Here is a 4,080-nt window from a genome sequence, read left to right on the forward strand (position 1 = left end):
CGCGGTCATGCGCGCGCCGTCATGAGGTGCCGTCCTCCTCCGCCAGCACCCGCTGGGCCGTCGCGAACGCCGAGTTCGCCGCCGGCACCCCGCAGTACACCGCAGTCTGGAGCAGCACCGCGCCGATATCCTCCGGGGTGAGGCCGCCCCGGCGGGCCGCGCGGACGTGCATGGCCAGTTCGTCGTAGTGGCCGTGCGCGACCAGCGCGGTGAGCGTGATCATGCTGCGCTCGCGGCGGGACAGGGTCGGGTCGGTCCAGATCTCGCCCCAGGCGTAGCGCGAGATGAAGTCCTGGAAGCGGGCCGTGAACGGTGTCTGCCGGGCCTGCGCCCGGTCGACGTGCGCGTCGCCGAGCACCTCCCGCCGTACGGCCATGCCTCGTGAGGCCCCTTGACCGACGTGGGCGCGCAGGGCGGTCAGCACCGCCTCCGGGCACTGCGCGGGCGCCAGGTGGGAGGCGCCCGGCAACTCCACGAGCGTCGCGCGCGGCACGGCGTCGGCGATCTCCCGCAGATGTGCGGGGGGCGTCGCCGGATCCTCGCGGCCCGCGACCAGCAGGGTGGGTACGGCGATCTCCGCGAGCCGGTCCCGCAGGTCGAACGCGGCGAGCGCGTCGCAGCAGGCGGCGTACGCCTCCGGGTCGGCGTCCCGGTGGTCCTGAACCAGGCGCGGCACGGTGAAGTCACCGGCGAACCAGCGCGCGTCGGCGTTCTCCGCCAGCCCGGCGAGCCCCTCGCGCCGCACCAGCGCGGCCCGCTCCTCCCAGGGCCTGGACCCGTTGAAGTGCGCCGACGAGCAGATCACGGCGAGCGACGACAGCCGCTGCGGATGGTGGACCGCGAGATGCAGCCCGACGGCCCCGCCCAGCGACACACCCGCGTACGCGAACCGCTCGATGCCGAGCGAGTCGGCGAGCGCCAGCACCAGCCCGGCGAGGTCACCGACCGTCGCGCCCGCCCCGATGAGACCGGCCGCCGAACCACCGTGCCCCGGCAGGTCCCAGCGCACCACATGGTGGCTGATCGACAACTCGGGCGCCACGGTGTCCCACAGCGCGTACGACGTGCCGAGCGAGGGGCCGAGCAGCAGCGGGGGAGCGGTGGCGGGCCCTTCGGCGTGGTGGTTCAGGAATGTCAACGTCGCTCCAGAGCACGGTCGGTGAGGACCCCGGCGGAGCCCGTGTAGTGGGTGGGATCGAGATCGGCGTCCGCCAACTCCGGTGCCTGGCTGAGCGGTTGCCCCGTGGAGGCCAGCCGGGTGAGGAGCTCCTTGGCGCGGGCGCGGCCCAGCAACGGGGCCAGCTCGGCGGACAGCCGCTCGGAGACGATCAACCCGTGCGTGAGATCCAGGTGTGCGCGCATGGCCTCGGGCCTGACCCGCAGTCCCTCCGCCAGTTCGGCGGCGTCCCGGGCGGCCCCGCCGACCAGCCGCAGGAGGTCGCGCAGCGGCTCCCACTCGGCGTGCCAGGCCCCGGCCGGACGTTCGTCCTCGGCGGCCATGGACCCGTACAGCGTTGCTGCGAGCTGCGGTGCCCGCCGCGCGGCGGAGGCGATCAGGATGGACCGTACGGGATTGGATTTGTGCGGCATGGCGGACGATCCTCCGCCACTGCCCTCCGCGACCTCGGCGATCTCGGTGCGCGACAGGGTCAGGACGTCCACGGCGAGCTTGCCGAGCGCGCCCGCCGCGAAGGCCAGACACCCGGCGAGATCGCCGATCGGCGTCCGCAGGGTGTGCCAGGGCAGATCGGGTGCCCGCAGCCCGAGTTCCCGGGCGTACGCCTCCGGGAGCCCGGCCGGATCGCTCGCGCCGTACGCCCCGAAGGCCGCCAACGTGCCCGCCGCACCCCCGAGTTGCGCGGGCAGCGACTCCCGTACGGCCCGCACCCTCTCCCGCGCGTCCAGCACCAGCGACCGCCATCCGGCCGCCTTCAGCCCGAACGTGGTCGGTACGGCGTGCTGGGTGAGGGTCCGCCCGGGCATCGCGGTGTCGCGGTGCTCGGCGGCCAGCCGGGACAGGGCCTGTTCGGTACGGCCGAGGTCGGCGAGGACCGGGTCGAGGGTCCGGGCGGCGACCAGCATCATCGCCGTGTCCATGATGTCCTGGCTGGTCGCGCCCCGGTGGACGTAGGGACTGTGCGGGTCGCCCACGGCCTTCGTCAGATCGGCGACCAGGGGGATGACGGGGTTGCCGCCCGTGCGCGCCCGCTCGGCGAGGGACCGCACGTCGAAGGTATCGGCGCCGGCCGCCCCGGTGACCGCCGTCGCCGCTTCGGCCGGGGCGAGCCCCGTGGCGGCCTGGGCCCGGGCCAGCGCGGCCTCCGCGTCGAGCAGCGCCCGCAGGAACGCGTGGTCACCGGTGGCGGAGGCGGCCGCGGAGTCGGACCACCCGGGGGCGAGCAGGCCGGCGTCGCCGGGGTGAGCTGTCACTGGAACTCCAGGAAGACCGTTTCGCCTTCGCCCTGAAGGCGGATGTCGAAACGGTACGTGCCGTCCCCCTCCTCGGCGGCGATCAGCGTGTCGCGGCGAGCGTCCTCCAGCCCGGACAGCAGCGGATCGGCGGCGAGCACCGCGGCGTCGCCCGGCAGGTAGATGCGGGTGTACAGGTGCACGAGCAGCCCGCGCGCGAAGACGCACACGCTGAGGTACGGGGCGCTGTGCCCCCGGGCACCGGGCCGCAGCGTCCGCGCGTACCAGTGGCCGTTCGCGTCGGTCTGAACGCGTCCCCAGCCGGTGAACTCCACGCCGTTGCGCCCGAGGAAGCCGCCGGAGGCCGGGTCGCGCCGCATCGAGCCGTCGGCGGTCGGCAGGTTGCCCTCGGGGTCGGGACCCCACAGTTCGATCAGGGCGTCCGGCAGCGGGTCGCCCTCGCCGTCGGTGACGTAGCCGTGCACGGTGACGGTGTCCGGGTGCCCGAGGGGTGCGATGTCCTCGCCGCCGCGGAACGGCAGGGCGTGGCCGTAGAACGGGCCGACGGTGTGCGAGGGGGTGGGCAGCACGCTGTCCGGGCGGCTGGTGTCGATCTTCGTCATGGCTGGTCAGCGCCCTTCTTCGATCCAGGTGGCCCGTGGGCCGTCCAGCACGATGTCCCAGTGGTAGCCCATCGAGAACTCGGGCACCGACAGGCTGTGGTCGTAGGTCGCGACCAGCCGCTGCCGGGCCGCGTCGTCCGTCACGGACTGGATGATCGGGTCGTAGGGGAACAGCGGGTCGCTCGGGAAGTACATCTGCGTCACGAGCCGCTGGGTGAACGCCGAGCCGAAGAGTGAGAAGTGGATGTGCGCCGGCCGCCAGGCGTTGACGTGCTGGCGCCACGGGTACGGGCCCGGCTGGACGGTGGTGAAGCGGTAGTGGCCGTCGGCGTCGGTGAGGGTGCGGCCCACGCCGGTGAAGTTGGGGTCGAGGGGCGCGTCGTGCTGCTCGCGCTGGTGGGCGTAGCGGCCCGCCGAGTTGGCCTGCCAGATCTCCACGAGCTGGCCGCGCACCGGCCGTCCGTCGCGGTCGAGCAGCCGTCCGGAGACGGTGATGCGCTCACCGATCGGCTCGCCGTCGTGCTGCCGGGTGAGGTCGTTGTCGATCTCGGTGATGTCCCGCTCCCCGAAGGCGGGGGAGGACAGCTCCACCAGCTCCGGGTCCTTGCCGACGTCGATGGTGACCGGCGGCTGCTTGGGGTGCCGGAGCACCGAGGACCGGTACGGCGCGTAGTCGCGGCGCGGCTGGTGCTCGACGGGCCCGCCGTCGGCCAGGCGCTTCTCGTATGCGGCGTGCTTGGCCGCGATCTCCTGGTCGATGTCGTGCTGAGTGAGAGTCATGGGGGTCCCTGAGGTTCGTACCGTTCTCGTCGACGGGGGGCGAGGATCGCGCCCCCGCAGGGGCGCGGGGCTGGGTCGATATGCGGCTCCGCCGCGCGGGCGCGACCGGCCACCGGCGGCCCGCAGCCGGAAGAAGGGCTACCGTTCCAGGACGAGGGCGAGGCCTTGGCCCACCCCGATACAAAGCGTGGCGACGCCGATGCCGCCGCCCCGCCGGGCGAGTTGATGGGCGACCGTTCCGGCCAGCAGGGCCCCGGACGCCCCCAGC

Annotated in this window: 4 protein-coding genes and 1 pseudogene; all 5 read right to left on the reverse strand. The window is 73.9% G+C overall.

Features of this window, described 5'->3' with window-relative positions; translation table 11 throughout:
• Positions 1 to 19: 19 nt before the first annotated feature.
• Entirely contained in the window at positions 20 to 1,138 is a 1,119-nt protein-coding gene (gene pcaD, locus ABZ281_RS40705; RefSeq protein WP_356663007.1) for a 3-oxoadipate enol-lactonase, read from the reverse strand.
• Entirely contained in the window at positions 1,135 to 2,430 is a 1,296-nt protein-coding gene (gene pcaB, locus ABZ281_RS40710; protein WP_356663008.1) for a 3-carboxy-cis,cis-muconate cycloisomerase, read from the reverse strand. Before pcaB ends, pcaD begins: the two co-directional genes overlap by 4 nt.
• Positions 2,427 to 3,032, reverse strand: coding sequence for a protocatechuate 3,4-dioxygenase subunit alpha (gene pcaG / locus ABZ281_RS40715; protein WP_356663009.1), 606 nt, complete (start codon positions 3,030 to 3,032; stop codon positions 2,427 to 2,429). Before pcaG ends, pcaB begins: the two co-directional genes overlap by 4 nt.
• A gap of 6 nt (positions 3,033 to 3,038) precedes the next feature.
• Positions 3,039 to 3,812: a protocatechuate 3,4-dioxygenase subunit beta gene (pcaH, locus tag ABZ281_RS40720; RefSeq protein ID WP_356663010.1), complete on the reverse strand. Its 774-nt coding sequence runs from the start codon at positions 3,810 to 3,812 to the stop codon at positions 3,039 to 3,041.
• Positions 3,813 to 3,950: 138 nt separating this feature from the next.
• Positions 3,951 to 4,080, reverse strand: a pseudogene (locus ABZ281_RS40725) (3-oxoadipyl-CoA thiolase); the annotation flags it as partial.

The sequence above is a fragment of the Streptomyces sp. NPDC006265 genome, from assembly GCF_040613555.1.
In the GTDB taxonomy this organism is placed as follows: domain Bacteria; phylum Actinomycetota; class Actinomycetes; order Streptomycetales; family Streptomycetaceae; genus Streptomyces.

Bases quoted from the DNA above. Each gene is read 5' to 3' on its own strand.
- pcaG (WP_356663009.1), bottom strand. From the start codon at position 3,032: ATGACGAAGATCGACACCAGCCGCCCGGACAGCGTGCTGCCCACCCCC.
- pcaH (WP_356663010.1), bottom strand. From the start codon at position 3,812: ATGACTCTCACTCAGCACGACATCGACCAGGAGATCGCGGCCAAGCAC.